At 77.6% G+C, this 25,951-nt stretch carries 22 protein-coding genes and 1 riboswitch; of the genes, 13 read left to right on the top strand and 9 right to left on the bottom strand.

Annotated elements, in window-relative coordinates:
• Positions 1 to 160: 160 nt before the first annotated feature.
• The 5 genes from dinB to ACFVXN_RS05745 all read left to right on the top strand — a co-directional run bounded on the left by dinB (position 161) and on the right by ACFVXN_RS05745 (position 5,164).
• A complete protein-coding gene (gene dinB, locus ACFVXN_RS05765) occupies positions 161 to 1,333 on the top strand; it encodes a DNA polymerase IV (protein ID WP_389228696.1) in 1,173 nt (390 codons plus the stop codon).
• Between the two features lie 97 nt (positions 1,334 to 1,430).
• Positions 1,431 to 2,360, top strand: coding sequence for a UbiA family prenyltransferase (locus ACFVXN_RS05760; protein ID WP_389228693.1), 930 nt, complete (start codon positions 1,431 to 1,433; stop codon positions 2,358 to 2,360).
• Between the two features lie 49 nt (positions 2,361 to 2,409).
• On the top strand, positions 2,410 to 3,531 hold the full coding sequence (locus ACFVXN_RS05755) for a type III polyketide synthase (RefSeq protein ID WP_389228690.1): 1,122 nt from the start codon (positions 2,410 to 2,412) through the stop codon (positions 3,529 to 3,531).
• On the top strand, positions 3,528 to 4,094 hold the full coding sequence (locus ACFVXN_RS05750) for an isoprenylcysteine carboxyl methyltransferase family protein (RefSeq protein WP_389228687.1): 567 nt from the start codon (positions 3,528 to 3,530) through the stop codon (positions 4,092 to 4,094). The genes ACFVXN_RS05755 and ACFVXN_RS05750 overlap by 4 nt, the downstream gene beginning before the upstream one ends.
• Positions 4,091 to 5,164 (top strand): NAD(P)/FAD-dependent oxidoreductase, encoded by a 1,074-nt coding sequence (locus ACFVXN_RS05745; RefSeq protein ID WP_389228684.1) that lies wholly within the window; start codon positions 4,091 to 4,093, stop codon positions 5,162 to 5,164. The genes ACFVXN_RS05750 and ACFVXN_RS05745 overlap by 4 nt, the downstream gene beginning before the upstream one ends.
• 91 nt (positions 5,165 to 5,255) lie before the next feature.
• Here the strand turns inward: ACFVXN_RS05745 and ACFVXN_RS05740 are convergent, their stop codons facing one another.
• Complete coding sequence (locus ACFVXN_RS05740) at positions 5,256 to 6,239, bottom strand: diguanylate cyclase domain-containing protein (RefSeq protein WP_389228681.1); 984 nt, start codon at positions 6,237 to 6,239, stop codon at positions 5,256 to 5,258.
• Between the two features lie 141 nt (positions 6,240 to 6,380).
• On the opposite strand from ACFVXN_RS05740, the gene ACFVXN_RS05735 reads away from it, so the two are divergent.
• On the top strand, positions 6,381 to 7,193 hold the full coding sequence (locus ACFVXN_RS05735) for an alpha/beta fold hydrolase (RefSeq protein ID WP_389228678.1): 813 nt from the start codon (positions 6,381 to 6,383) through the stop codon (positions 7,191 to 7,193).
• A 22-nt stretch (positions 7,194 to 7,215) separates the two neighbouring features.
• Here ACFVXN_RS05735 and ACFVXN_RS05730 read toward each other — a convergent pair whose 3' ends face one another.
• The 5 genes from ACFVXN_RS05730 to ACFVXN_RS05710 all read right to left on the bottom strand — a co-directional run bounded on the left by ACFVXN_RS05730 (position 7,216) and on the right by ACFVXN_RS05710 (position 14,606).
• Positions 7,216 to 7,983, bottom strand: a complete 768-nt coding sequence (locus tag ACFVXN_RS05730) for a class I SAM-dependent methyltransferase (protein ID WP_389228675.1) — start codon at positions 7,981 to 7,983, stop codon at positions 7,216 to 7,218.
• Positions 7,984 to 8,000: 17 nt separating this feature from the next.
• Complete coding sequence (locus ACFVXN_RS05725) at positions 8,001 to 10,421, bottom strand: family 43 glycosylhydrolase (protein ID WP_389228672.1); 2,421 nt, start codon at positions 10,419 to 10,421, stop codon at positions 8,001 to 8,003.
• 91 nt (positions 10,422 to 10,512) lie between these two features.
• On the bottom strand, positions 10,513 to 12,672 hold the full coding sequence (locus ACFVXN_RS05720; RefSeq protein ID WP_389228669.1) for an iron ABC transporter permease: 2,160 nt from the start codon (positions 12,670 to 12,672) through the stop codon (positions 10,513 to 10,515).
• 21 nt (positions 12,673 to 12,693) lie between these two features.
• A complete protein-coding gene (locus ACFVXN_RS05715; protein WP_389228666.1) occupies positions 12,694 to 13,695 on the bottom strand; it encodes an ABC transporter substrate-binding protein in 1,002 nt (333 codons plus the stop codon).
• A gap of 95 nt (positions 13,696 to 13,790) precedes the next feature.
• On the bottom strand, positions 13,791 to 14,606 hold the full coding sequence (locus tag ACFVXN_RS05710) for an ABC transporter ATP-binding protein (RefSeq protein ID WP_389230482.1): 816 nt from the start codon (positions 14,604 to 14,606) through the stop codon (positions 13,791 to 13,793).
• A gap of 160 nt (positions 14,607 to 14,766) precedes the next feature.
• On the opposite strand from ACFVXN_RS05710, the gene ACFVXN_RS05705 reads away from it, so the two are divergent.
• The 6 genes from ACFVXN_RS05705 to ACFVXN_RS05680 all read left to right on the top strand — a co-directional run bounded on the left by ACFVXN_RS05705 (position 14,767) and on the right by ACFVXN_RS05680 (position 20,419).
• A complete protein-coding gene (locus ACFVXN_RS05705; RefSeq protein ID WP_389228663.1) occupies positions 14,767 to 15,951 on the top strand; it encodes an NAD(P)/FAD-dependent oxidoreductase in 1,185 nt (394 codons plus the stop codon).
• A gap of 35 nt (positions 15,952 to 15,986) precedes the next feature.
• A riboswitch (TPP riboswitch) is annotated at positions 15,987 to 16,095 on the top strand.
• 49 nt (positions 16,096 to 16,144) lie between these two features.
• Positions 16,145 to 16,810 (top strand): YkoF family thiamine/hydroxymethylpyrimidine-binding protein, encoded by a 666-nt coding sequence (locus tag ACFVXN_RS05700; protein WP_389228660.1) that lies wholly within the window; start codon positions 16,145 to 16,147, stop codon positions 16,808 to 16,810.
• A gap of 49 nt (positions 16,811 to 16,859) precedes the next feature.
• The gene (locus ACFVXN_RS05695) at positions 16,860 to 17,435 is read left to right on the top strand and encodes an ECF transporter S component (RefSeq protein ID WP_389228657.1); all 576 of its coding nucleotides are present in this window, start codon (positions 16,860 to 16,862) and stop codon (positions 17,433 to 17,435) included.
• Positions 17,425 to 19,134: an ABC transporter ATP-binding protein gene (locus ACFVXN_RS05690; protein ID WP_389228654.1), complete on the top strand. Its 1,710-nt coding sequence runs from the start codon at positions 17,425 to 17,427 to the stop codon at positions 19,132 to 19,134. Before ACFVXN_RS05695 ends, ACFVXN_RS05690 begins: the two co-directional genes overlap by 11 nt.
• Positions 19,131 to 19,901, top strand: a complete 771-nt coding sequence (locus ACFVXN_RS05685; protein ID WP_389228651.1) for an energy-coupling factor transporter transmembrane component T family protein — start codon at positions 19,131 to 19,133, stop codon at positions 19,899 to 19,901. Before ACFVXN_RS05690 ends, ACFVXN_RS05685 begins: the two co-directional genes overlap by 4 nt.
• A gap of 35 nt (positions 19,902 to 19,936) precedes the next feature.
• Positions 19,937 to 20,419, top strand: coding sequence for a glutathione peroxidase (locus ACFVXN_RS05680; protein WP_389228648.1), 483 nt, complete (start codon positions 19,937 to 19,939; stop codon positions 20,417 to 20,419).
• Positions 20,420 to 20,578: 159 nt separating this feature from the next.
• Here the strand turns inward: ACFVXN_RS05680 and ACFVXN_RS05675 are convergent, their stop codons facing one another.
• Positions 20,579 to 21,256: a GPP34 family phosphoprotein gene (locus tag ACFVXN_RS05675; protein WP_389228645.1), complete on the bottom strand. Its 678-nt coding sequence runs from the start codon at positions 21,254 to 21,256 to the stop codon at positions 20,579 to 20,581.
• Positions 21,257 to 21,356: 100 nt separating this feature from the next.
• On the opposite strand from ACFVXN_RS05675, the gene ACFVXN_RS05670 reads away from it, so the two are divergent.
• Positions 21,357 to 21,959 (top strand): class I SAM-dependent methyltransferase, encoded by a 603-nt coding sequence (locus ACFVXN_RS05670; protein WP_389228642.1) that lies wholly within the window; start codon positions 21,357 to 21,359, stop codon positions 21,957 to 21,959.
• Between the two features lie 51 nt (positions 21,960 to 22,010).
• Here the strand turns inward: ACFVXN_RS05670 and ACFVXN_RS05665 are convergent, their stop codons facing one another.
• Both ACFVXN_RS05665 and ACFVXN_RS05660 read right to left on the bottom strand, forming a co-directional pair.
• Positions 22,011 to 22,223, bottom strand: coding sequence for a hypothetical protein (locus tag ACFVXN_RS05665; RefSeq protein ID WP_389228639.1), 213 nt, complete (start codon positions 22,221 to 22,223; stop codon positions 22,011 to 22,013).
• Between the two features lie 85 nt (positions 22,224 to 22,308).
• Positions 22,309 to 25,920, bottom strand: a complete 3,612-nt coding sequence (locus ACFVXN_RS05660) for an ATP-binding cassette domain-containing protein (RefSeq protein ID WP_389228636.1) — start codon at positions 25,918 to 25,920, stop codon at positions 22,309 to 22,311.
• Between the last annotated feature and the right edge of the window lie 31 nt (positions 25,921 to 25,951).

The following is a 25,951-nucleotide window of genomic DNA, read 5'->3' as shown; positions in this document are numbered from 1 at the left end:
CCGTCCACCCCCTCCCGTCCGCCGGGGGCGAGTGGTCACGACACGCTGCCGCGCGCCCCCGCGGACCAGCGTGTCGTGACCACTCGTCGGCGGGCGCTGGCGCGTGTCAGAGGTCGGGTCGAACATGTGTTCTATGGAGAGGTCGACTCGAGGGGCCGGGGTGCTGCACGCGGACCTGGACGCGTTCTACGCGTCGGTCGAGCAGCGCGACGACCCGCGGCTGCGCGGGCGGCCGGTCGCCGTGGGCGGCGGCGTGGTGCTCGCGGCGTCGTACGAGGCGAAGCGGCGCGGGGTGCGGACCGCGATGAGCGGCCGGGAGGCCCGGTCCCTGTGCCCGGGGCTCGCCGTGGTCCCGCCGCGGTTCGACGCGTACACGGCGGCCAGCCGGGCGGTGTTCGCGATCTTCGCCGACACCACGCCCGCGGTGCAGGGGGTCTCGATCGACGAGGCGTTCCTCGACGTGCACGGCCTGCACCGGATCGACGTCCCGCCGGTGCAGATCGGGGCGCGACTGCGGGCGCGGGTGCGGGCCGAGGTCGGCCTCACGATCACCGTCGGGGTCGCGCGCACGCCGTTCCTGGCGAAGGTCGCCAGCCGGGTCGCGAAGCCCGACGGCCTGCTGCTCGTCGAGCCGGATCGCGAGGACGCGTTCCTGCACCCGCTGCCGCTCGAGGTGCTCTGGGGCGTCGGCGAGGTCACCGCCGGCAAGCTGCGCGCCTACGGCCTGGCGACCGCCGGTGACGTCGCCGCGCTCCCGCCGCAGGTCCTCGTCGCGGCGCTCGGGCCGGCGATGGGCCGGCACCTGCACGCCGTGGTGCACGGGCGCACGCCCGAACGGGTCCGCACCGACCGGCGACGCGCATCCGTCGGCGCCCAGCGCGCGCTCGGCCGCGGACCGCACCGGCCCGAGCAGGTGCACGCCGCGCTGCTCGGCCTGGTCGACCGGGTGACCCGGCGGCTGCGCGGGGCGCACCGGCTCGCGCGGACGGTGGTGCTGCGGCTGCGGTTCGCGGACTACACCGCCGCGACCCGGTCCCGGTCGCTGCCCCACGCCACCGCGTCCGGCGAGCGGCTGGCCGCGGTCGCCGCTGCACTCCTCGCCGAGGCGGCGCCCCTGGTCGCCGAGCGCGGCCTCACCCTGGTCGGTGTGGCGCTCACCGGGTTGGAGACCGACGCGTGGGAGCAGCCGCAGCTGGACCTCGACGGCCGCGACCGGTCCGGGCTGGACGGGGCCCTCGACGCCGTGCGGGCGCAGTTCGGCTCCGGGGCGGTGCAGCGCGGGGCGCTGCTGCGCGGCGGCAGCGGGACGGAGGTGCCGCACCTGCCGGACTGACCGCTCCCCCGGCTGCGCGCACGCGGGACGGGGTGCTGCCGCGAGCGGCCTGCGGCAGGATGGCCGCGCCGAGCGACGCAGGAACGGGAGGGACGCCATGCCGCGGACCGCCACGCCCGACCCGGCGCCCCGCCGCGCACCGGTCGGCGCCGCGCGCCCCCCGGTCCGTCCCGTGACGGCGCTGGTCCGTCCCGTGACGGCGCTGGTCCGTCCCGTGACGGCGCTGGTCCGCGCCGCGCACGCGGCACCGGCCGCCGCGGTCACCGTCTTCGCCACCGCGTACGCGGCGGGCCCCGCGGACGCCGGGCCCGGCCGGTCGGCGCTGGTCGGTTCCGCGGTCCTGGCGGGGCAGCTGTCGGTGGGGTGGTCCAACGACTGGATCGACGCCGCCCGGGACCGGGCGGTCGGGCGCACCGACAAGCCCGTCGTCCGCGGGGACGTCACCCCGGCCGCGCTCCGGACCGCCGCGCTGCTGGCGGTCGCGGCGTGCGCGGGTCTGTCGCTCACGCTCGGGATCCGGGCCGCCCTCCTGCACGGCGTGCTGGTCGCCGCCGCGTGGGCGTACAACGCGCGCCTGAAGTCGACGGCGTGGTCGGCGCTGCCCTACGCGGTGGCATTCGGCGGGCTGCCCTCGGTCGCCACCCTCGGCGCCGGGCCGGGTGCCGGTGCCGCGCCCTGGTGGGTGACGGCCGGCGGTGCGCTGCTCGGCGTCGGCGCGCACCTCGCGAACGTGCTGCCCGACCTCGAGGACGACGCGGCCACGGGCGTGCGGGGCCTGCCGCACCGGCTCGGTCGGCGCTGGACCGCGTTCGGCGCGGCCGCCGTGCTGCTCGCCGCCGTGCTCGTCGTCGTGCTCGGCAGCCCCGGGGCGCCCGGACCGCCTGGGGTGGCCGCGCTGGGCGGGGCGGGAGCGCTCGCGGGGTCCGCCGTCGTCGTCGCGCTCCGCCGCCCGACGAGCCGCTGGCCGTTCACCGCCGCGATGCTCGTCGCCGGTCTGGCGGTCGTGCTGCTGGTCACCACCGGCTGAGACCCCGCCACCGGTCGCGGGCCGCGACCCCCCGCGAGAGGATCCGCGCATGTCCCGAGTCGTGGCCGTGGTCCCCGCACTGCCCGAGCACGTCTACGACCAGGCGGACATCACCGCGGAGATCGGCGGGATCGTCACCCGCGACCCGCGCCGGCGCGCCGTGCTCGAGCGGGTCCACCGGTCGAGCGGCATCGACACCCGGCACCTGGTGCTGCCGCTGGAGAAGTACGCGGGGCTGTCCAGCTTCGGTGAGACGAACGACCTGTTCCTGCGCGAAGGCACCGAGCTGGCCGCTCGCGCCGTGCACGACGCCCTCGACGCGGCCGGCCTGCGCCCCACGGACGTCGACCACCTGTTCTTCACCACGGTCACCGGGGTGTCCGCGCCCTCGCTGGACGCCCTGCTGGTCGAGCGGATCGGGTTGCGCCCCGACGTGCGCCGGGTGCCGAGCTTCGGGCTGGGCTGCGCGGGCGGCGCCGCGGGCCTCGCCCTCGTGCACGACCACCTCGACGGGCACCCCGACGACGTCGCCGTGCTGCTGTCCGTCGAGCTCTGCTCGCTGACGCTCCAGCACGACGACGACTCGACCGCGAACCTCGTCGCGAGCGGCCTGTTCGGCGACGGGGCCGCAGCCGTCGTCGTGCTCGGCGACCGCCGCGCGGCCGCGCTCGGTCTCGACGGACCCGCGGTCGTCGGCACCCGCAGCGTGCTCTACCCCGGGACCGCCGGGGACCTCGGCTGGCAGGTGGGCGCGTCCGGGCTGCGCATCGTGCTGTCCGGCGCGATGGCCGACACGGTCGCCGCCCACGCCGCCGCGGACGTCGACGCGCTGCTGGCCCCGCTCGGCGCGACGGTCGCCGACGTCGACCGCTGGGTCGTGCACCCCGGCGGGCCGAGGATCCTCGACGCGGTCCGCGACGCCCTCGACCTGCCCGAGGCGGCGCTCGCGGTCAGCCGGGCGACGATGGCCCGCACCGGCAACCTGTCGTCCGCCGCGGTGCTGCACGTGCTCGCCGCGACCCTCGCCGGCCCACCGCCCCGACCCGGCGGGCTCGGCGCCCTGGTGGCGTTCGGCCCCGGCGTCGGCGCGGAGCTCGTCGCCCTCCGCTGGCCCGGCACGCCCGACACCACGACCCCTGCCCCCGCCCCTGGAACCGAGGAGACCGCATGAGCTCCGTCGCGTGGTTCGACCTGCTGGTCGCGCTCACCGCCCTGGAACGCCTCGCCGAGCTGGTGGTGTCCGCCCGCAACGCCCGCTGGTCCGTCGCCCGCGGCGGCGTCGAGTCGGGCCGGGGCCACTTCCCGCCGATGGTCGCCCTGCACACCGGCCTGCTGCTCGCGTGCGTGCTCGAGGTGCACGTCGCCGACCGGCCGTTCGTCCCGTGGCTGGGCTGGGTCGCGCTCGCGCTGGTGATCGGCAGCCAGGCGTTGCGCTGGTGGTGCATCGCGACGCTCGGCCCCCGGTGGAACACCCGCGTGATCGTCGTCCCGGGCCTGCCGCTGGTGTCGACGGGCCCCTACCGCTGGATCCCGCACCCCAACTACGTCGCCGTGGTCGTCGAGGGCATCGCCCTGCCGCTCGTGCACACGGCGTGGGTGACCGCGCTGGCGTTCACGGTGCTGAACGCGGTGCTCCTCCTCGGGTTCCGGATCCCCGCCGAGGAACGCGCCCTGCGCGCCGCGACCGCCACCGGGGTCGCCGACGGACCCACCACCGCACCCGCCCGGCCGTGACCGCGTACGACGCCGACGTCCTCGTCGTCGGCGGCGGCCCGGTCGGACTGGTCGCAGCGATCGAGGCCCGGCTCGCCGGGTACACCGCCCTGGTCGTGGAGCCCCGGTCCGGCGCGATCGACAAGGCGTGCGGCGAGGGCCTGATGCCCCGGGCCGTCACGGCGCTGCACCGCCTCGGCGTCGACCCCGCCGGGCGCGACCTCGCGGGCATCGCCTACGTGCGCGACGACCTGCGCGCCGAGCACCGGTTCGCCGGCCCGCCCGGGCGCGGGGTCCGTCGCACCGTCCTGCACGCGGCGCTCGCGGACCGCGCCGACGCGCTGGGGGTCGAGCGGGTCACGGGGCGGGTCCTGCAGGTCACCCAGGACGAGGACGGCGTGGTCGCCGGCGGGGTGCACGCACGGTGGCTGCTCGCGTGCGACGGCCTGCACTCGACGGTCCGGCGGCTGACCGGCCTGGAGGCGAGGCCGCCGCGTGCCGTGCCCGCCGCCGTGTCCCGCGTCCTGGCACGCTCCGGGCCCCGGACGGCCCGTCGGTTCGGCGTGCGCCGGCACTACCGCGTGGCCCCGTGGACCGACCTGGTCGAGGTGCACTGGGGCCGCCGGACCGAGGCGTACGTGACCCCCGTCGCCCCGGACCTGGTGGGTGTCGCCCTGCTCGGCGCCGCGCCGGTCGACGTCGACGCGGAGCTCGCGGCGGTGCCGGCGCTCGCCGACCGGCTCGCGGGGGCGGCCGTCGACGCGGCGGACCGGGGTGCGGGTCCCCTGCGCCAGCGCACCCGCGCGCGGACCGCGGGCCGGGTGCGGCTGGTCGGCGACGCCTCCGGGTACGTCGACGCCCTCACCGGCGAGGGCCTCCGGCTCGGCTTCGCGCAGGCGCGCGCCGCGGTCGCGCACCTGGACGACGCCGCCGGGTACGAGCGGGCCTGGCGCACCGAGACCCGGGACTACCGCCTGCTCACCTCCGCCCTGGTGGCCGCCGCGACGTCGCCGCTGCGGGGCGCGCTGGTCCCGGCGGCGGTGCGGCTGCCGCCGGTGTTCGCCGGCGCGGTCGAGCGCCTCGCGCGGTGAGCGCCGGGCCGGGAGCGCCCTGCCCGGCGCACGTCACCCGGTCACGTCCCGGATCGCGTCGTCGGTCACGCCACCGGGTCGAGCCCGGGCGTCACGCCACCGGGTCGGTCACGACCGTGCGGGTCGGCTCGGCGTCGGCCTTGCGCTGCTTCGCCGCGAACAGGTCGGCGTCCGCCCGGGCCAGCAGCGTGCGCATCGTGTCGTCCGCCCGGAGCTCGGCGACCCCGGCGCTGCTCGGCAGGGCGGTCCAGCTGCTCGCGAGCGCGGCCCAGCCGCGGGCCAACCGCGCGTCGTGACCGGGGAGCACGGCCACGAACTCGTCGCCGCCGACCCGGCCGACGAACGCGTGCCTGTCCAGGTCCGCCCGCCACGCCCCGACCAGGGACGCCATGAGGTCGTCGGCCCCGAGGTGGCCGTGCGTCGCGTTCACGACCTTGAAGTCGTCGATGTCGAGGGCGACCACGGCGAGCGGACGGCTGGTGCGCTGCGCCCGGTCGACGGCCCCGGAGAGCCGCTCGTAGAACGCGCCGCGGCTGAGCGCACCCGTCAGGTGGTCGGTGCCCGCGTCGACGCGCAGGCAGTGCGTCTGCCGCCCGAGCAGCGCCGACGTCATCAGCCCCAGCACCACGACGACCACCGTGCTGCTCGGCCGCACCGGGGCGGGGGCGACGCTCGCGGCCACGGCGATGGTCGAGACGCACACCGCCCCGACGGCCAGCGCCCGGCGCAGGTCGAGCGCGTACGCGGCCAGCTGCCCCGCCAGGATGATCCCGAGGCACCCGGTGAACACCCCCTGCGCGCTGTGGCAGCTCCCCGTCACCACGCCCGCGGCCAACACCCCGGTCACGAGGATCGCCTGCGTGGTCCGCGGCGCGGCGGGCAGCGCCAGCGCCAGCACGGCGAGCACCGCGTACAGGGACGCGACCGCCACCCAGCGGCCGACGGCGGTGTCCGGGTCGGCCGGGGTCAGCCCGCCGAACGCCACCAGCAGCGACACGACCAGGAACGCGGCCGCGAGCTGGGGCCGCAGCTCGCGGTCCCGCTCGACGTGCGGTCCCTCGTCGGTCGCCGGCATGGCCCCAGTATGGGAAAGCGGATGCCGGCGCGGGCGCACCGACCGGGTGAGAGATGCCGGGGAACGGGTGATTCACGCGGGCCCGGGTGCGGGCGTGCGACGGCGGCGGACGACGGCGGGCGCCTGGGCTAGCGTCGCCCGGTGACCTCCGCCCCGCCCGCGTCCCGCCGCACCGCCCCCGCCGACGACGGCGTCGACCTGCTGTGGACCGCGCTGGGGTCGGGACCGCCGGTCCTACTGCTCCAGGGCCAGGCGACGCCGACGGCCGGCTGGGACCCCGTCGTGCACCGGCTCGCGGACCGGTTCCGGGTGCTGCGGACCGAGCAGCGCGGCACCGGCGGCAGCGCGCCCGGACGTCGGGAGGACGCGCACGCCCGGTTCACCACCCGGGCGCTGGCCGGGGACGTGCGCGCGGTCCTGGACGCCGCCGGGGTCGACCGCGCGCAGGTCGTCGGGCACTCGATGGGCGGCAAGATCGCGCAGTGGCTGGCGGTGGACGCCCCGGACCGCGTGGCGTCCCTGGTGCTGCTGGCGACCAGCGCCGGTGCCGGCGACGGGGTGCCCCGGGACGCCGCGGCGCACCGGCTGCTGCTCGGCGGGGACCCGGTCGAGCGCCGCCGGCTGTTCTTCGCCGACGACTGGGCCGCGGCCCACCCCGACGAGGTGCGCCGGTTCTTCACGCTCGACGCCGACCGCCCGACGCTGCGCGCGCTCTACCGGGCGAGCACGACGCACGACGCGCTCGCCGTGCTATCGCGGATCACGGCGCCGACGCTCGTCGTGCACGGTACGCACGACCGCCTCGCCGCCCTCGCGTCGGCCGAGCGGCTGGCCGCTGCGATCCCCGGCGCCGAGCTGGTCGCGATGCCCGGCGCCGGGCACGGGCTGCACCTCGACAGCGCCGGTGCGGCCGCGGCGGTCGACGCGTTCCTCGACCGGCACGCGGCGGGCTGAGGGCGGCGGGCCGAGGCGCCGGTCAGGCGCGCGCGACCAGCAGCCGGTAGGTGTTCCGGAACCGGAACCCCCCGCCCGGCGTCCGGAACCGCTCCGCCGCGTCGACGACGACCGGGCCCCGCTCCCGCAGCCCGGCGGCGTCCTCGCCGAGCAGCACCCCACGGACCAGGGCCTCCTCGTCGTCGGCCGTCCACGACACGTCGACCAGGGTCACGGTCTCGACGGTCAGGCCCGCAGCGGTCAGCAGCGCCCGCACCGGCGCCTCCTCCCGCAGCGGGTGCTCGTCGCCGAGCGGCTCGCCGTCGTCCAGCGCGAGGGCGGCCTCGACCACGTCCAGCTCGTTGCGGTCGCGCTCGGCCCAGCCGCACACCGCGACGCGGCCGCCCGGTGCGACGACGCGCGCCACCTCGGCCAGGGCGACCTCCGGGTCCGGCACGAGCTGCAGCACGTTGACCGCGGCGACGACGTCGAACGCCCGGTCGGGCCAGGGCAGCGCCTCGGCCTCCGCGACCCGCACGTCCGCCCCGGGTGCGACGGCGCGGGCCCGCTCGACCATCCCCGGGGCGGCGTCCGCCCCGGACACCGCGGCCCCGAGCGACGCCGCGTGGGCCAGCAGCTCCCCGCTGCCGCACCCGACGTCGAGCAGCCGCGTCCCCGGGCCCACGCCCGCCGCCGCGACGACGGCGCGCCGGACCGGCTCGGCCGACGGGGCCCACAGCCGCGCCCAGTCGTCGGCGATCAGGGTCCAGGGGTCGTCCGGCGCGAGGTCCACGGCCCCAGTCTCGGTCACGCGGTCGGCCGTCGCGCTCAGTCCGCCCAGATCCGCAGGTGCTCGAACTGGGCCGTGGCGCGCGGGTCGGTCCCGTTCCAGCCGTGGGCGACCAGCCCGACCCGCAGGTCGGTGCCCGCGGGGAACGTCCACACCCCGCCCGCGACCCACGTGCTGCCGTCGGTGCTGGTGAGGCCGCGGACCTCGTGCTCGCCGGTGTCGTCGGTCCGGTGCACGAGGCGCAGCCAGGTGGTGTCGCCGGGCGGCCCGACGATCGTGCCGCCGTACGCGAGCCGGCCCGCGTACGGGGTCTCGTACCCGAGCTCCGTCTGCCGGGTGTTCCAGATCGCGACGTGCGACAGCCGGGCGAACAGGTCGTCGCCGCCGTACGCCACCAGCCCTGCCTGCTGGTAGTTCCGGACGTCGTCGACGCCCAGGTCGGTCGTCACCTGCGTCTCGGCGGTCCAGCCGCCGTCCGGCACCGCGCGCAGCAGCACCCCCGCGTCGTTCCCGCTGCCGGTGAGGTCGGCCTGCTCCACCGGCCAGACCAGCGCGCCGTCCGCGACCGTGACCTCGGGCGCCCGCAGCGCGGTCCAGCCCGCGCCGAGGTCCGCGTCGAACGTCACGTCGTCCGTCAGGGTCCCGGTGGTCGGCAGCGGCACGGGCACGACGTCGTCGCCCGCGAGCGGCACGACGCTGAGGTCGTCGACGTGCACCCCGGCGCCGCGGGCGACCGCACCCGCCGAACCGGCGCCGACCCGGCGCGGCAGGTCGAGCGCCACCGCGGCCAGCGGGTCGCCGAGGCGCGCCTGGCTGACCTCCGCGCGCGCCGTGCGGCCGTCGAGCTCGAGGACCACGGCGTGCCAGGTCGACCAGTCGACGCCCGGGGGCAGCGGGGCGGTGGCCTCGCCCGACCCGGACCTCAGCACGAGCAGCCCGGCGCCGGGGTCGACCACCGCGCTCACGCCGGACGGTCGCCCGCTGCCGCCCCGGCCGCCGTCCGCGCGCGACCAGTCGGCGTCGTCGTGCCGGTCGCCGCGGCCCGAGCCCGCCTGGCCCGCGACCACTCCGCCGGCCGCCGTCCCGTCGAGCCGGAGATCGCCCTCGACCCGCACCGGGACACGCTGCGGCTCGCGGGTGAGCAGCGCTCCCGCGCGCCGCGACACGGCGTGCGGGCCGCCCTGCGGGTCCGTCGGCTCCGTGCGCCAGGACGCGCCCCGGAACGGGGACCCGGTCCCGGCGTCGAACCCGGTCACCGCGCGGCCGTCCGTCACCGGTGCGGTCTGCTCGCCCTCGGACGCACCCGCGCCGCCGTTCACCACCGGCCAGCCGTCGACCCAGTCCAGCCGGTCGATCAACATCGGGCGCTCGTTCACGCCGTCGGTGCCATCCAGGTACGGGTCCGCCCGGTCGATGGCGTGGTAGACGATCCAGTCCTGGCCCGCCAGGTCCGTGGCGACGGCGTTGTGCCCGGTGCCGACCCACGCGTTCCCGTTCGGCGTCAGCACCGGGGTGCCGCCCGCGCGCGACCCGTCGAGGGGCACGCCCTCGCGGTCCAGGTACGGCCCGGTGAGGTCCGTCGCGCGGCCGACCTGCACGCTGTACCCGGTCGTGGGCCCGGCGCAGCAGTTCGCGGTCGACGCGAACAGGTACCAGAACCCGTCGCGCTGCACGACGTACGCGCCCTCGAACTTGTTGTCGACGGCCACCCGGGTCGGCGCGCCCACCGCCTCGGTCCCGGTCGCGTCGAGCTCGGTGACCCAGATGCCGCCGTAGTAGGACCCGTAGAACAGGTGCTCGGTGCCGTCCGGGCCGACGACGTGGTGCGGGTCGAACGTCCACAGGAAGTCGTCCGGTCCGCCGCCGCCGGGCCGCGGGTCGACGACGGGGTCGCCGGAGTCGGTCCACGGGCCGGTGGGGGTCGGGGCGGTCGCGACCCCGATCGCCCCGTCGCCCGCGCCCGGGGTCAGGGTCGTCTGGGTGACGACGTAGTAGAGCCGGTACTCGCCGTCGACGTAGCGCACGTCGGGCGCCCAGAGCGCCGCGAGCCGGTCCGGGTCGGTGTCCGCCCAGGTGGGCAGCGTCGGCTCGGTGAACGCGTCGCCGACGTACTCCCAGGTCACGAGGTCGGCCGACCGCGACACCGGCAGCAGGTGCCGGGTGCCCTCGCCCTCGCGCAGGGGGTCGGTCGTGCCGTACGCGTACCACCAGCCGTCCTGCCCGCGGACGACCGCCGGGTCGGCGTACGTGTCCGCGAACCCGGCGCTCACCGGGTTGGCGTACGTCCCGACCGCTCCCCCGCCACCGGGTCCGCCACCGCCGTGCCCGCCGCCGGACGGGCCGCCCGCACCGCCCGCGCCAGCCGCGGCCGGGACCGCGAGCAGCGGCAGCGCGATCAGGACGGAGGCGGCTCCGGCGACGAGAGCGCGCCGCGGGGACCAGGGGGTGCGCTGCGCCATCGCAGGCTCCTGCCGTTCGAGAGGGACGGTGGTGCGTCCCTTCTACCCCGGCCACCCGCCCCCCGCCACCGGCGAGCGGCGCGGGGGTGGGTCAGCGGCGGGCGCGCATGCGCCAGAGCAGCCACAGGAAGTACGGCGTCCCGACGACGGCCGTGACCAGCCCCGCGGGCAGCTGGGCGGGGGCGATCGCCGTCCGGCCCACCGCGTCCGCCACGGCGACCAGGGTGGCGCCGAGCAGCACGGTCGTCGGGAGCAGCCAGCGGTGCCGCTTGCCGATCAGCATCCGCGCGGCGTGCGGCGCGACCAGCCCGACGAACGCGATCGGCCCGATGGCGGCGGTGGCGGCGGCGGTGAGCAGCACGGCCAGGGCGAGGTGCGCGTACCGCGACCGGGGCACGTCGACGCCGAGCACCCGCGGGGTGACGTCGTCGACCTGCACCAGGTCGAGGTCGCGGTGCGTCCGGGCGACGACCAGCACGCCGATCAGCAGCGCGACCGCCATCGGCACCAGCTGCGGCGTGCCCGCGCCGAACGTCGAGCCCCCGAGCCAGGTGATCGCGCGGTTCTGGTTCCACGGGTCGGTGCGGACCAGCAGCAGCGTCGTGATCGCGCTGGCGCCCGCGCCGGTGCCGAGTCCGACGAGGACCATCCGCCCGGCGGCGGCGCCGGTCCCGGCGCTCACCCCGAACACGAGCAGGCCCGCGACGACGGCCCCGACGAGCGCCCCGGTGAACACCAGGGCGAACGACGGCCCGGTGACGAGCACGATGACCAGCACCGCGCCGAGGCCCGCGGTGTGCGCGACGCCGAGCACACCGGGGTCGGCCAGCGGGTTGCGGGTGACGGCCTGCACGAGCCCGCCGGCCAGCGCGAGGCACGCGCCGGCGAGCAGGGCGGCGGCCACGCGCGGCACCCGGGAGTCGAGGATGATGTCGAGCCGCACCGACGCGCGGCCGGCGAGCCAGTTCTGCACGTCGCCGAGCAGCACGGTCGAGTCGCCGAGCAGCACGCCGGCGACCAGGGCGGCGACGGCCAGGACGGCCACGACGCCGAGCACCACGGCGGGCGCGCGGCGGGACAGCGCGGTCCCGGCCCGCAGCGTGACGAGCGTGTCCGGCTCCAGCGCGGCGCGGGCGCGTCGGGCGAGCAGGACGAGGGCGACGGCGCCGATCAGGCTGGTGACGACGCCGGTCGGCACGGTCACGCCGCTCACCGGGCCGAACACCGCGCGCAGGGCGACGTCCGAGGTCAGCACCAGGGCCGTTCCGGCGACCCCCGCAGCGGGGATCAGCAGCCGGTGGCGCGCCAGCGGCCGCACCCACGTCGCGAGCAGCCGGACCAGCAGCGGCGCGCACAGCCCGACGAACCCGATGGGCCCGGTGACCGTCACCGCGCAGGTGGCGAGCAGCACCGCCAGCACGACCCCCACCAGCCGGGTGCGGCCGACGTCGACGCCGAGCGACCGGGCTGCGTCGTCGCCGAGCTGCAGCAGGTCGATCCGCCGGCCGAGCAGCAGCAGCCCGGCGAGCGCGACGAGCACGACCGGCAGCACGGCGCGGACGGTGCCCATGCCGTTCTGGCCGAGCGACCCGGCACCCCACGCGAACAGGCCCTGGGTCTCCCAGGGGAACAGCACGAGCATCGCCTGGGTCACCGACACCAGGCCGAGGGTGATCGCGGAGCCGCCGAGCACCAGCCGGACCGGCGACGCGGCCGCCCCGCCGGACAGGGCGATGACCAGCCCCGCCGCGGCGAGGCCGCCGACGAACGCGACGACGACGCTCGGGATCGCCCCGAGCGTCGCGCCGAAGACGGCCGCCGCGGTGACCGCCACGTACGCGCCGGCGTTGACCGCCAGCGTGTCCGGGGCGGCCAGCGGGTTGCGCGCCACGCCCTGGAGCGCGGCGCCCGACGCGCCGAGCGCGCAGCCGACCAGCACGCCCGCCGCGAGCCGCGGCAGCCGGGACGCCGTGACCACCGCGGCCGCCTGGTCGAGGTCGCCCTGCCCCGTGAGCGCCCGCCAGAGCTCGGCGACGGTCACGTCGGCGGTGCCCTGGGTCAGGTGCCACGCGGCGGCGGCCGCCAGCCAGGCGAGCAGGAGCGCGAGCACGACGACGACCCGCACCGGCTGCCGGTCCCGCCCGGTGCCGTCCGGGACACCCGCGAGGGCCGGCGGGACGGCGCCGGGACCGGCGGCCCGGACGCGCGGGGCGTCGGGCCGCCGGGCGGCGGTGGTCGGTGGGGTCGTCACGGCGTGCTCAGCGGGTGCGGGTCACTCGGCGGCGGTGAGCTGCGCGACGAGGTCGTCCGACCAGCCGGCCAGCGACTCGGGGCCGCCGTAGGCCCAGATGCCGACGCCCGCGCGGGACACGTGGCCCTGCTGCACGAACGGCAGGGACTGCCAGACCGGGTTCGACGCGAGGGAGGTCTCGACGACGTCGTCCTCGGAGTCGTTGCCCCAGTACAGGAACCGGGTCTCGGCCGGCAGCGCGGTCAGGCCCTCGACGTCCACGTACGACAGGCCGTACGCGTCGTCGCCCGGGTCGGTCCACGCGGCGGTCAGGCCCATCTCGTCGGCGACGGCCTGGAACGCGGTGCGCGGGCCGTGCATCCGGATGGTCACGTTCGCGCCCTCGGCGTACGGGGAGGCGAACACGACCGGCGTACCGGCCAGCCCGGCGTCGGCGAGCGTCTGGGCGTTCTCGGCCACCTTCGCCTCGGAGGCCGCGACGACCTCGTCGGCCGCGTCGTCCTCGCCGACCAGCGTGGCGACGGACCGGAAGGTCTGCTCGACGTAGCCGATCGGGTCGGCGGCGTCCGCGCCGTCGAACAGCGCGACCGGGGCGATCCGCTCCATCTGCTCCATCGCGCCCTCGGGGATCGAGGAGGTGACGCCGATGATGAGGTCCGGCTCGAGCGCGGCGATGGCCTCGACCGAGGGCTCGCCGCGGGTGCCGACGTCCTCGGGCTCGCCGACCAGCGGCACGCTGGTGCCGACCCACGAGGTGTAGCCCTCGACGTCGGCCGCGCCGACCGGGGTGATCCCGAGCGAGGTGAGCATCTCGGTCTGCATCCACTCCAGCGACACCACGCGGGTCGCGGGGGCGTCGAGCTCGACGGTCTCGCCGCGGTCGTCCGTGATCGACACCGCGCCCGCGCCGTCCGCCGCGGGGGTGGAGGCGTCGGAGGTGGGCTCGTCGGTGGTGCCGCAGGCCGCCAGGGCAGCCAGCGCGCCGACGGCCACCAGGGCGGTCAGCGTGCGTCGCGTGGTCATGGTTCCTCGTGTCTGCGCGGGTGGGTTCCGGGGCTCCGCGCGTCTCGCCCCTCGGCGCCGCACCGGTGGTGCGGCGGTGGTCTGGTCGGGGTGCCTCAGGCGCCGACGGGCGCCGGTTCCACGGCGGCGACCCGCCGCAGCGCCAGCCGCGGGGTGCGCACCGCGAGGTGGCCCGTCCGGGGGTCGGCGTGCACGTCGACGTCGATCTCGTACACCTCGCTGAGCAGCGCGGACGTGAGCGCCTGCTCGGGGGGCCCGTCCGCGACGACCCGGCCGGCGCTGAGCACCAGCACCCGGTCGGCGACGGCGGCGGCCTGCTCGAGGTCGTGCAGCACGACGCCGACCGCGACGTCGTGGACGTCCGCGAGCGCGCGCATCAGCTCGAGCACCTCCACCTGGTAGCGCAGGTCGAGGTGGTTGGTCGGCTCGTCGAGCAGCAGCACCCCGGTGTCCTGCGCGAGCGCGGACGCGAACCAGACGCGCTGCACCTGGCCGCCGGACAGGGCGTCGATGTCGTCGCCCGCGAGGTCGGCGATCCCGGCGAGCTCCAGAGCCCGGTCGACGGCGTCGTGCCCGTCGGGGTCGGTGCCGCGCCAGCCCTGCCGGTGCGGGTGCCGGCCGAACTCGACGGCGTCGCGCACCGTGATCCCGGCGGGCGTCGGCCGCTGCTGCGCGAGCAGCGTCACCTGACGCGCGAAGTCGCGGGCCGACAGCCGGGACGCGTCGGCGCCGCCCAGGGTCACGTCGCCGGCGGACAGCCGCTGCAGCCGGGCCATGCCGCGCAGCAGCGTCGACTTGCCCGACCCGTTCGGGCCGACCAGCGCGGTCACGCGGCCGGCGGCGAGGTCGACGGTGGCGCCGGTGACGACGGGGTCGCCGCCGTAGCCGATGCTGACGTCGGCGGCGGTCATCGCGGCGGGGTGGGCGGGCACGTGCGGGACATTAGCCAAGCCTTACCTCATCTGGCAATCCGCGTCCCGACCGGCGGGCACGTCCCGGCTCGCCTAGCGTGGCCGCAGCACCCCGAGGCTCAGGACCCGGGCCCCGCACGACGACGGAGCGAGGCGCACCATGAGCACCCCCCAGCGGCACGACGTCCTCATCATCGGCGGCGGCAACGCCGGCCTGTCCCTGGCGGGCCGGCTGCGGCGCGACGGGTGCCGGGACGTCGCCGTGGTCGAGCCGGCGAGCGTCCACCACTACCGCCCGATGCTGTCGTACGTGGCGTCGGGCACGGCGACCCTCGACGAGCTGCGCCGGCCGCAGGACGAGGTGGTCCCCGCCGGGGTGCACCGCTACGCCGACCACGTGGTGCGCGTCGACCCCGGGCGGTCCGTCGTGCACCTCGCCGACGGGACGGAGCTCGGCTACGGCGACCTCGCCGTCTGCCCCGGGTCCCAGGTGGACTGGGACGCGGTCCCCGGGTCCCGTGCGGCCGTCGCCACCCCGCACGCCGCGACGAGCTACCTGCCCGAGCTCGCCGAGCGGACCTGGACGATGCTGTCCGCCCTCACCGCCGGCCGCGCCGTGTTCGCGATCGCGGACCGGCACACCCCGTGCGCCCCGGTCGGGCTGAAGCCGCTGTTCGCCGCCGCCGACCACTGGCGGCGCACCGGCGTGCTCGGGGACATCCGCGTCGACCTGCTCGTCGAGGCCCCGCACCTGGTGCAGCACGCCCGCGCGGACCGCGAGCTGCGCGCGGCCGCCGCGGACTACGGCGTCCACGTGCGGACCGGCGTGCGCCTCGACGCCGTCGACCCCGACGACCGCGCGCTGCACGTGTCCGGCGACGACGGCCCCGCGAACCTCCCCTACGACGCCCTCTACCTCGCCCCGCCGCACCGCGCGCCGGCGTGGGTCACGGACAGCGGGCTCGGCGACGCCGAGGGCTTCGTCGACGTCGACCCCGGCACCCTCCAGCACCGCACCCACCCGCGGGTGTGGGGGCTCGGCGACGCGGCGGCGGTCGCGACGGTGCCCTCCGGCGGGGCGCTGCGCCGGCAGGTGCCGGTCGTCGCCCGGAACATCCGGGCCCGCCGGACCCGCGGCGGGATGCGGCGCTACGACGGCTACACGGTCGCGCCCGTCACCACCTCGCTGCGGCACCTGCTGCTCGCCGAGCACGACCGCGACGGCCGCCCGCTGCCGACCCTGCCGTTCCCCGAGCTCGCCCGGCCTCGCCGCAGCCTGCTGCTGTTCGACCGGTACCTCGAGCCGCAGATCTACTGGCACCGGCTGATCCAGGGGAAGGTCTGACCCCTGCTCGTGCGCGCGGCCGGGTGCTAGCGTTCCGGTCGAAGCACGGGAGTCCGGTGAGCCGGGCTGAGAGGGAGTACTCGAACTCCGACCGTTGAACCTGATCTGGGTCATGCCAGCGCAGGAAGCGAATGCAGGGCGCCGGGCACCCGTCCGCCGTCCTCCCGTGCCGACCGACGCACGGAGGACGCCGATGACCGACACCGCCCCCACCACCCTCGCCCGCGCCGCCGAGCCGGCCGCCGACCTGACCGCCGACCCGGTGCGGTTCGGCGTCGGCGCGCGCGTCACCGTCGCCGTCATGGCCGACCGCTACGTCGACGTGATCCGCGGCGCGCTCGCCGCCGCCGACCCCGCCGGGCTCGTCCTGCGCACCGGCGACGTCAGCACCTATGCCGGCGGCGACGAGGCCGACCTGCTGCGCTGGCTGACCGACCTGACCGAGGCCGTCGCGGCGTCCGGCGAGCACGCCGCCGTCACCGTGCACCTGTCCCGCGGCTGCCCCGGGGAGGTCCGGTGCGACCTGCCGGGCGGCGCCGGACCTCGCGGTGTCGAGCCGCCCACCGGTCGGCGCACCGGCCGGTTCGCCGCCGCCGAGTGGGCGCTCTACCCGCTCGCTGACGACGTCCGGGCCGGGGTCGAGCCGGACCACATGCGCGACATCGAGGCCGCGATCGCGCTCGCCCGGGCGGGCGGCACCGTCCGCGCCTCGGAGCACTTCGTTACCCGCCTCGAGGGCGACCTCGGTGCGGTGCTCGAGGCCGTCGTCGGCGCGTGGACGACGGTGGGCCGCGGCGTGCAGCACGTCACGAGCCACCTGACCCTGTCGCTCAACAGCCCGTCCCACGCCGGTGCGTGACGCGGGGCCGGGGCCGACCCGGCGGGCCCGTCTCGAGCTCAAGGAGATCGTGCTGCTCGTGATGCTGGGCGTCGTTTTCGGCTTCCTGTACTGGGCGCTCGTCCAGGCGTGGAACGCCCTCGCGGTGCTGATGGGACCGGCCGGCGACCTCGCGCAGCATGTGCTGCTCGGCGGCTGGTTGATCGTCGCGCCCGTGGCCGTCGCGGTGATCCGCCGCCCCGGCGTCGGGATCCTCGCCGAGGTGATCGCGTCGGTGGTCGAGGTGGTGTTCCTGGGCTCCCCCGTCGGGCCGCTGCTGCTCGTCGCCGCCGCGATCCAGGGACTCGGCAGCGAGCTGCCGTTCGCGCTGGGCCGGTACCGGCGGTTCGGCTGGGCCCGGTTCGCGGTGTCGGGCGCACTCGGCGCCGGGCTCGTGTTCGCCTGGTCGGCCGTGCGGTTCGGCTGGTACGGGCAGGACATCCTGCTGCTGCGGCTCGGCCTCCAGGTCGCGTCCGGGGTGCTGCTCGGCGGGCTGCTCGCGAAGGTGCTCGTCGACGCGCTGCGCCGGACCGGGGTGCTGGACGGGTTCGCGATCGTCCGCGCGGAGCGGGACCTCGAACCCGCCGTGGTGCGTCGTGACCGCTGACGCCGCGACCGACGACGCCGTGCCGGTCCTGCACACCGAGGCGCTCGAGGCGGTGTTCGCGACCGGCGACGGCGTCGGGCCGGTCGACCTGCGCGTCGCGCCCGGGGAGCAGGTGCTGCTGCTCGGGCCGTCCGGGGCGGGCAAGTCCACGGTGCTGCGCTGCCTGCACGGCGCCGTCCCGCACGTCGTGCCCGCCCAGGTCACCGGGCGGGTCCGCGTCGCCGGCCGGGACGTCGCCACGACGACCGTCGCCGGGCTGGCCGACGTCGTCGGCGTGCTCGCGCAGGACCCCGAGACCGGCGTGTGCCTGCCCGACGTCGACGAGGAGGTGGCGTTCCCGCTGGAGAACCTCGGCGTCGACCCCGACCGGATCGGCGCCGCGGTCGACCGCGCGCTGGACGTCACCGGCGCCGCGCACCTCCGCGACCGGCGCACCGACGGGCTGTCCGGCGGGGAGCTGCAGCGGGTCGCCCTGGCGGCGGCCCTCGCGCCCGGGCCCGCCCTGCTGCTGCTCGACGAGCCGACCTCGATGCTCGACGCCGACGGGGTCGCAGCGGTCCGGTCCGCGCTGGCCGCCGCCCGGGACCGGACCGGGGCGGCCTGCGTCCTGGTCGAGCACCGGCTCGACGAGCTCGCGGGCGACGCGGGCCTCGACGGCCTGCCCGGGCGGTGGGTGGTGCTCGACCGGCAGGGCCGCGTCACGCACGACGGCCCCGCCGCCGACGTCGCGAGCCGGGCCGGCGCCGACCTGCTCGCCCGCGGCTGCTGGCTGCCGCTCGACGTGGAGCTCGCCGCGGCGTTCGGCGGTCCGGTCGGGTCGCCCGACCACCAGCGGCGCGTGCTGGACCTCGCGGCGCGGGCACCCGCGTCCCCGGTCGTGCCCCGCGGTGCCGGGCCGACGCTGGTCGCCCGCGGGCTGGCCGTCGCTCCCCCGCCGGCACCCGGTCGCCGGCGCCGGGACGTCGCCCCCGTGCTGCACGACGTCGACCTGACCCTCCGGGCCGGCGAGGTGGTCGCCCTGGTCGGCCCGAACGGCAGCGGCAAGTCGACGCTCCTCGCCTGTCTGGCCGGGGTCGCCCGCCCCGCCGCGGGCACGGTGACCGGACCCCGCGCGGGCCTGGTGCTGCAGAACCCCGAGCACCAGCTGTCCCGGACGACCGTGCGCGCCGAGGTCGCCGCCGGACTGCCCCGCGGGCCGGCGACGGACGCGCGGGTCACCGACGTGCTCGAGCGGTTCGACCTCACCGGGCACGCCGACCACCACCCGCACCAGCTCTCCGGCGGGCAGCAACGCCGTCTCGGCCTCGCCGCGGCGCACGTGCACGACCGGCCGTTCCTGCTCGCCGACGAGCCGACGTTCGGTCTCGACCGGCACGGCACCGTCGCGGCGCTCCGAGCACTGACCGCCGCCGCGGCGCAGGGCCGCGGCGTGCTGTTCTCCTGCCACGACCTGCGGGCGGTCGCCGGCACCGCGGACCGGGTGCTCGTCGTCACCGACGGGCGCCTGATCGCGGACGTCGGGCCGCTCACGCTGCTGCGCGACCCCGGGCTGCTGGACGCCGCCCGGCTGCGGGTGCCGCGGGTGCTGCGCTGGCTCGCCGACGCGGTCGACGACCTCGGACAGCTGCGGCACGCGCTGCGGGAGCTCGACGACCGGGCGCTGCGCGGCGTCGACGCGGCAGCGGGGGTCGCCCCGTGAGCGCGCTGGCGGCCCGCAACCCCACGGTCAAGGCCGCGGTGCTGCTCGGGGTCTCGCTGGCGACGCTGCTGCTGCTCGACCCCGTCACCCTGCTGGCGCTGTACCTGCTGGGCCTGGTCACCGTGCGCGTGGCGGCGGGCGTCCGCGGTCGCGCGCTGCTCACCGCGCAGGTGCCGTTCTGGACGTTCGGCGTCGGCCTCGTCCTGGTGAACGCCCTGAGCCGCCCCGGCACCCCGGTCCTCACCGGCGCGCCCGTGCGGATCACCCACGAGGGCCTGGTGATCGGCACGGCGCTCGCGCTGCGCGGCCTGGTGATCGGCGTGCTCACCGTCGGGTTCCTCGCCAGCACGCCCCCGCGCGCCCTCATGGTCAGCCTCACCCAGCACGCCCGGCTCAGCCCCCGGTACGCGTACGCGCTGCTGGCCGGGCACCGGATGCTCGCCGCACTGCCCGCGCAGTGGGCGCACATCCGCGCGGCGCACCTGGTCCGCGCACCGCTGGGCCGCGACGGCCGACCCCGCACCGGCCCGGCCGACCTCGGCCGCTGCGCCTTCGCCCTGCTGGTCGTCTCGGTCCGGGCCGCCGAGCGCACCGCCCTGGCCCTGGAGTCGCGCGGGCTGTCCGACCGCCCGCGCACCCTCTGGCGCCCCGTACCCCTCGACCGCCGTGACGCGCTGCTCGCCGCCGGGGTCGTCGCGGTGGTCGCCGGCGTCGTCGGCGTGGGGGCCGTCGTCGCCCCGCTGCTCCCCGGGTGGATCCACCCCTGAGGCCGCGCCCGACCGACGCTGCTAGCGTCGCCGCCATGCAGCTCGACGACATCCCGGTCCGGACGCTCCGCGGTCAGGACACCACGTTCGGCGCGCTCACCGAGGGCCGGGTGGCGCTGGTGGTCAACGTCGCCTCTCGGTGCGGCCTGGCCCCGCAGTACGAGCAGCTCGAGGCCCTGCACAGCGCCTACGGCCCGCGGGGGTTCACGGTCGTCGGCGTGCCGAGCAACCAGTTCCTCCAGGAGCTCGGTTCCGCCGAGGCCATCGAGGAGTACTGCTCGACCACCTGGGGCACCACGTTCCCGATGCTCGAGAAGGCCAAGGTCAACGGCCGGCACGCGCACCCGCTCTACGCCGAGCTCACCCAGGTCCCCGACGACGACGGCAAGGCCGGGCGGATCACCTGGAACTTCGAGAAGTTCCTCGTCGCCCCCGACGGCCGCGCCCGCCGCTTCCGCCCCCGCACGCTCCCCGACGCCCCCGAGGTCGTCCAGGCCATCGAGTCGCTCCTGCCCTGACCCCGGGCGCCCGTCCGTCGGGCTGCCCGCCAGCCGCAGCCGCCAGCCGCAGCCGTCAGCCCGCTGCCGAGACAGGGCGTGCGCGTCGACATCGGGCGCTGCGGGGTCCTGTCTCGGCGCGGACGTCCTGTCTCGGCGCGTCCGCCCGGGCGGGCAGCGTCAGGAGGATGCCGTCGTGGCGACCGTCGCCGCCGTGATGCCCGCGGTGATCGCCGCGACGGACGCCGCGATCGCGTCCTGCACGGCCTTCGCGGCCCAGGTGCCCTCCGCGACCTGCTTGGCCCGGCGCTTGATCTCCCGCGCGGGGACGCCGGGGTGGTCGACGGCGGACGGGGCCTTGTCGACGGCCGCGAGCAGCGCGACGAGCGCCCCGGTCCGCGCGTCGGGCGCGAGCCCCTGGACGAGCACGGCCGTCAGCGCGCCCCGGACCGCGCCCTCGTGGCGGGTGTCGGCCGCGAGCCACCGGGTGCGCGGGAACAGCCCGAGCACCCGGTCGTCGTGCCGGGTCAGCAGGCCGCGCTCGACGAGGCGGTCGGCGAGCGCGTCCTTCGCGCCCTTGCCCAGGCGGTTGACCAGGTCCGACGCGGACCGCTCCCGCTCGGCCACACGGGTCAGCGCCGCACCGAGCACCGGGTCGGCGACGGCAACACCGGGGTCGACCAGCACCTTCGCCGACGACCAGACGCTGGTCCGCTCCTGCACGTGCACCGCCTCGGCCAGCGCGAGCTCGACCAGCAGCGCGCCGCCGAGCGCGGTGTCCAGGTACGAGGACGTGGGGGTGCCCTTCACGTCGTCGAGCAGCAGGAGCAGCAGGTCCTCGGCGATGAGCGTCGTCATGGCCCGAGGCTACCCAGCCGGACCACCCGCGGCACCGGGCCGCAGGTCGTAGGTTCGTCGCGTGGCGGCGCACCGGGCGGCGCCCGGGAGGGGGCCCGCCGTGCCGGTCGACCTGCGGCGACGCTGGAACCACAGCACGCACTACCACCGGTTCGTGCTGCGTCAGGTCCCCCGCGGCGCGACCACGGCGCTCGACGTCGGCACCGGCGACGGCCTGCTCGCCGCCGACCTGCGGGAGCGGGTGCCGGACGTGACCGGGCTCGACGCGGACGCCGCGGTGCTCGCGCGCGCGGCCGGGACCGGGGCGGACGTGCGGTGGCTGCTGGGGGACGTCCGGACCGCGCCGCTGCCGGTCGGCGGCTACGACGTGGTCACCTCGGTCGCGACGGTGCACCACCTGCCCGACCTGCACGCGGGGCTGCGACGGCTCGGCGAGCTGACCGCACCCGGCGGCCGGCTGGTCGTGATCGGCTGCGCGCGCAACGCCCGGCCCCGCGTCTACCTGGCGGACCTGCCGGGCATCGTGCAGCACCAGGTGCTCGCCCGGACCCGCGGCTACTGGGAGCACACCGCGCCGGTGCGCGCGCAGCTCCCGCACACCTACGACCAGACGCGCCTCATCGCCGCCGACGCGCTGCCGGGCGCGCGGTGGCGGCGGCTGGCGCTGTTCCGGTACGCGGTGCTCTGGACCCGCCCGGCCTGAACCCCGGCCCGCGGACGCCGCACGGTCCCGGCCGGGCAGCGTCCGGGCCGGTCAGCGCGTCGCGACGACCAGGACCACCACGGCGAGCACGACGAACGGCAGGGCGGTCAGCAGCTGCGCGCCGACGCCCTGGGGCCGGCGCCGCGGTCCGTCGCGGAAGGCGGCACCGAGGGGGTCGCCGTTGAGCCCGGGCCGCTCGCCGGGCAGCCGCGTGTCCGACGTCGGGCGGTCGTCGCCGCGGTCCCGGTCCTCGTGCTCCGCCATGCCGCCCCCTCGTCATCGACCAGCCCCACGCCGGTGCTCCCGACCTGCCGGGTCCCCGGCGCGCCACGCGCCACCCTGCCAGGTCTCAGCCCGCCAGGTGGCCCCACCGCGCGGCGAGCTCCGTCCACGGTCCCACGGCCGCGACCGCCCCGTCCTCGAGCACGACGACCCGGTCCGCCCGGGACAGCGCGGCGCGTTTGGACGTGGAGCCGATGACGGTGGTGCCGCGCTCGCGCAGGGACTGCCAGAGCTCGATCTCCGTGGCGGCGTCGAGGGCGCTGGACACGTCGTCGGCGAGCAGCACCTCGGCGTCCGTCGCGAGGGCGCGGGCGAGCGCGAGCCGCTGCACCTGACCGCCCGAGAGCCGCACGCCGCGGTGCCCGACGAGCGCGTCCGGGCCGCCGGCCTCCGCGACGTCGGTGGTGAGCCGAGCGGCGTCGAGCGGCCCGGCGACGTCGCGCGGGTGGTCGAGGCGCACGTTGTCCGCGAACGTCCCGGACAGCACCCGCGGCACCTGGGCGACGTGCGCGACCCGCCCGGGGCGCAGGAACGTCTGCGCGTCGGTGACCTCGGTGCCGTTCCAGACGACGCGGCCGGTGTGCTCCATCAGCCCGGCGAGCGCGGCGAGCAGGCTCGACTTGCCCGCGCCGACCCGCCCGAGCAGCAGCACCAGGTCGCCGCGGTCGACGGCGAGGTCGACGCCGCTGACGCCGATGGTCCCGTCGTCGTGCACGGCGGACAGCCCGCGCACCTCGAGGCGGTCGAGCCGGTCGCGGTGGTCCGGCGCGGGCCGGGGTGCGGTGCCGGCGGCCAGGTCGACGTCGTCGGGCAGCGCGGCGAGGTCGGCGCCGCCGGCGAGCTCCGCGGTGATCCGCTGCCAGCTGCGGGTGCCGGGCGCCTCGGTGATGACGGCGCCCGCGACCTGGCCGAACCAGTTGAACCCGGCGACCGCGCCGGCCACGAGCAGCGTGCTGCCGAGGTCCCAGCCGCCCGCGAGGAACACGCCCCACGCGGCGACGACGCCGGCCTGGACCATGACGATCGGCACGCCGTCGAGGACGGCCTGCACCCGGTGCTCGAACACCGCGGCCTCGACCCGGCCCGCGTCCACGGACCGCAGGTGCGCGTGCACCTCCGGCGTGCGGGCGGCGAGCTTCACGGTCCGCGCGGCGTCCAGCGCGGACACGAGCGACCGGCCGAACCCCGCACGCGCCGCGGCGGACCGGGTGGCGGACCGCCCGGCGACCGGCCGGCCCACCAGCGCGCACGCCGCGCTGACCACGAGCACGGACAGCAGCACCGCGCCCGCGAGCAGCGACCAGCTGAGCAGGGCGGTGACCGCGACCAGCACCAGGCCGTTGACGAGGTCGACCCACCGGTCCGCGTAGAGCACGAACCGGTCGCCGTCGAGCCCGCGGGCGACGACCTCCCCCGGCGGGGTGCGGCGCAGCCGGTGCTGCCGCGTCTGCCCGACGAGCACGGACATCCGCACCCGCAGCAGCACCTCGATCCACCACTTCGGGTACAGCCGGAACGCGAGCGAGTTCACCGGCGCGACGAGCAGCAGCAGCACGACCATCGCGGCGACCAGCAGGGTCGGCGACGCGCCGGCGCGCAGGTCCTCGACGGTCCGGCCCCAGAAGAACCCGGTGACCGCGCCCTGGGCGGCGAACAGGCTGGACAGCAGGAACAGCAGGCCGCCGACCACGCCCCACCGCGGTCGGACGACCAGGGCGTGGGCGATGCCGCGCGCCAGGCTCGGGCCGGTCCCGGGCTCGGGGAGCACCGGCGCCGGTCCGGTCCGACGCCGGGCGCCGAGACCGCCGGAGGTGAGGTCGGCCGGCTGCTCGTCGTCCGGGGCGTCCGCGTCCGGCGCGTCGCCGTCGGGCTCCGCGTCGTCGTCGAGGACCTCGGCGTGCCCCTCGCTCCGGCTGGCCGTCAGCAGCGTGCGGAACGGCCCGTCGGCGCGCGCGACCTCGGCGCGCGGTCCCTGCTGGACGACGCGGCCGTGGTCGAGCACCACGACCTGGTCGGCGCGCTCCACGGTGCCGAGCCGGTGCGCGACCAGCACGCCGGTCCGGCCGCCGAGCAGCCGCTCGGACGCGGCGACGACGCGCGCCTCGGTGAGCGGGTCCATCCGCGCCGTGGCCTCGTCGAGCACGACCACCTGGACGTCGCGCACCAGGAGCCGGGCGAACGCCACCAGCTGCTCCTCGCCGGCGGACAGCGACGTCCCGCCCGGGCCGAGCACCGTGTCGAGGCCGTCGGGCAGCCCCGCGACCCAGTCGGTGAGGCGCAGCTCGCGCACGGCGTCCTCGATCGCGCGCCGGGGCACGTCGGCGAACAGGGCGATGTTCTCCGCGAGCGTCCCGGCGACGATCTCAGTGCGCTGCGTCACGACGCCGACGGCCGCGCGCAGCGCCTGCAGGTCGAGGTCGCGCACGTCGACGCCGCCGAGCAGCACCGACCCGGGCTCCGGGTCGACGGCGCGGGACAGCAGCGACGCGAGGGTGGACTTGCCCGAGCCGGTGCGTCCGACGAGCGCGACGGTCTGGCCGGCGGGCACCCGCAGCCGGACGCCCTGCAGCGCGAACGTGCCCTCCTGGTAGGCGAAGTGCAGGTCGCGGACCTCGAGGTCGAGCGGTCCGTCCGGCACGGGCAGCCCGCCGGTCGGCTCGGGCGGCGAGTCGAGCAGCTCGCGGATCCGGATGGCCGCGCCGATGCCCTCCTGGAGGTCGGGCAGGTGCCGGGCGAGCATGTCGAACTGCCCGACGAAGGACGCGGTGACGAGGAACAGCGTGACGAGCCGGGCGATCGACAGGTCGCCCCCGCCCGCCAGCGCGACCCCGGCCACCGCGACCGCGGCGAGCAGGGCGTGCAGCAGCAGGCCCGCGCGTGCCGTCATGCGGGTCTCCACCGCGAGCACCCGGTCGAGCGTGCGGTGCACGACGGCCGACGCCTCGGCGAGCCGCCGGACCGCGAACGCCTGCCCGTGGCTGGTGCGCAGGTCGTCCCGGGCGGCGACGGCCTCCTCGAACGCGGCGGCGTTGTCGGTCCACGCGCGCTCCTCGACGACCTTGCGGCGGGCGATCTCCCCGAGCGACGGGCGCACCACCAGGACGGTGAGCACGCCGAGCACGGGGAACAGCGCCCAGGCGGGCCACCAGGTCAGGCCGGCGACCACCCACATCGGCACGCAGCCGACCACGGTGCGTCCCATCCCCCACAGCTGCCGGCGGACGAGCGAGCCGACCGCGTGCGTGTCGTCGTCCACCCGGTCCAGGACCTCGCCGACGGCCTGCTCGGACAGGGTCGCGAGCGGCTGGTGCAGCGCGGCGCTCAGCAGGTCGCCGCGCAGCCGGCCCTCCGCCCGGTCCACGACGCCGGCCCAGGCGACCTGCCCGGCGGCGTCGACCAGCGCGGCGCCGACCAGGCAGGCGAGCAGGAGCAGCAGGCCCGCCGTGGTTGGGTCCTCGGCCATCGTCCCCGCGACCCAGGTGCCGAGCGCCGACCCGACGGCGCCGACGGTGAGCGCGAGCAGCGCGAGCACGGCGACGGGACCGCGCAGCCGGCGCCAGTCGAGGCGGCGGGCGGGGTCGGCGTGGGGACCGCGCACGGCGGGACCTCCGGCTCCGTCGGGCCCGGCGGTCGTGGGGTCGGTGGCGGTGGCGCTGGTGGCCGTGGTGGTGTCGAGCATGGTTCCTCGACCCTAGGCCGGACGTCCCACA

This window comes from Cellulomonas sp. NPDC058312, from assembly GCF_042880135.1.
GTDB lineage: Bacteria > Actinomycetota > Actinomycetes > Actinomycetales > Cellulomonadaceae > Cellulomonas.
Note: the sequence above shows the minus strand (reverse complement) of the source record. Positions and strands in the feature narration are given on the sequence as shown.

What these genes read in the sequence shown, in the direction of transcription:
- ACFVXN_RS05760 (WP_389228693.1), top strand. Translation starts at nt 1,431, where the DNA reads ATGCCGCGGACCGCCACGCCCGACCCGGCGCCCCGCCGCGCACCGGTC.
- ACFVXN_RS05665 (WP_389228639.1), bottom strand. Translation starts at nt 22,223, where the DNA reads ATGGCGGAGCACGAGGACCGGGACCGCGGCGACGACCGCCCGACGTCG.
- ACFVXN_RS05660 (WP_389228636.1), bottom strand. Translation starts at nt 25,920, where the DNA reads ATGCTCGACACCACCACGGCCACCAGCGCCACCGCCACCGACCCCACG.
- ACFVXN_RS05755 (WP_389228690.1), top strand. Translation starts at nt 2,410, where the DNA reads ATGTCCCGAGTCGTGGCCGTGGTCCCCGCACTGCCCGAGCACGTCTAC.
- ACFVXN_RS05680 (WP_389228648.1), top strand. Translation starts at nt 19,937, where the DNA reads ATGCAGCTCGACGACATCCCGGTCCGGACGCTCCGCGGTCAGGACACC.
- ACFVXN_RS05725 (WP_389228672.1), bottom strand. Translation starts at nt 10,421, where the DNA reads ATGGCGCAGCGCACCCCCTGGTCCCCGCGGCGCGCTCTCGTCGCCGGA.
- ACFVXN_RS05705 (WP_389228663.1), top strand. Translation starts at nt 14,767, where the DNA reads ATGAGCACCCCCCAGCGGCACGACGTCCTCATCATCGGCGGCGGCAAC.
- ACFVXN_RS05700 (WP_389228660.1), top strand. Translation starts at nt 16,145, where the DNA reads ATGACCGACACCGCCCCCACCACCCTCGCCCGCGCCGCCGAGCCGGCC.
- ACFVXN_RS05740 (WP_389228681.1), bottom strand. Translation starts at nt 6,239, where the DNA reads ATGCCGGCGACCGACGAGGGACCGCACGTCGAGCGGGACCGCGAGCTG.
- ACFVXN_RS05750 (WP_389228687.1), top strand. Translation starts at nt 3,528, where the DNA reads ATGAGCTCCGTCGCGTGGTTCGACCTGCTGGTCGCGCTCACCGCCCTG.
- ACFVXN_RS05675 (WP_389228645.1), bottom strand. Translation starts at nt 21,256, where the DNA reads ATGACGACGCTCATCGCCGAGGACCTGCTGCTCCTGCTGCTCGACGAC.
- ACFVXN_RS05710 (WP_389230482.1), bottom strand. Translation starts at nt 14,606, where the DNA reads ATGACCGCCGCCGACGTCAGCATCGGCTACGGCGGCGACCCCGTCGTC.
- ACFVXN_RS05715 (WP_389228666.1), bottom strand. Translation starts at nt 13,695, where the DNA reads ATGACCACGCGACGCACGCTGACCGCCCTGGTGGCCGTCGGCGCGCTG.